Origin of the sequence: Streptomyces sp. BE303 (genome assembly GCF_036290945.1) — a bacterium.
Classification (GTDB): Bacteria; Actinomycetota; Actinomycetes; order Streptomycetales; family Streptomycetaceae; genus Kitasatospora.
Genome location: NZ_JAQYWZ010000602.1, coordinates 1 through 421 on the forward strand (window position 1 = coordinate 1; position 421 = coordinate 421).

General features: G+C 73.4%; 1 protein-coding gene. It reads left to right on the forward strand.

What is annotated here, in order from left to right; translation table 11 throughout:
• Nucleotides 1–186: hypothetical protein (locus PUR56_RS13520; RefSeq protein ID WP_329949079.1), on the forward strand; the 186-nt coding region annotated here is incomplete at its 5' end.
• Nucleotides 187–421 lie beyond the last annotated feature (235 nt).

Below are 421 nucleotides of genomic sequence, written 5' to 3' on the forward strand. Positions count from 1 at the left end.
CGTACCACCCCGCCCCCGGCCGCCCCCGAGCGCGCCACCGAGGCCGCCGCACAGGCCGAGATCGCCCGCTACTCGACCGAGGACGGCGACGAGGAGGGATCGCGACGCCGCCAGAACAAGGCGGTCCGGGCGGCACGGGGCCATCGGCTCCGCCCGCGCGACGAGTCGAACGCCGACTCCGACTGATCAGCCGCGCCCGGGCGGGGCGTCAGGATGGATGCCCCGCCCGGCCGACCGACCGACCGGCAGCAGAGAGCGAGCACCCGTGAGCGGCACCATTCCCCCCCGTTATGTTTTTCGCGGTCCTGCAAGAGGGCCGCTGGCCTCCGGGCCCCGGCATGACTGTGTCCCCCTGTCGAAGAGATGACCTGGGGGGTGGTGTCACCGGGCCCGGAGGTGTCGTCGGAGACGCTGATGAGAG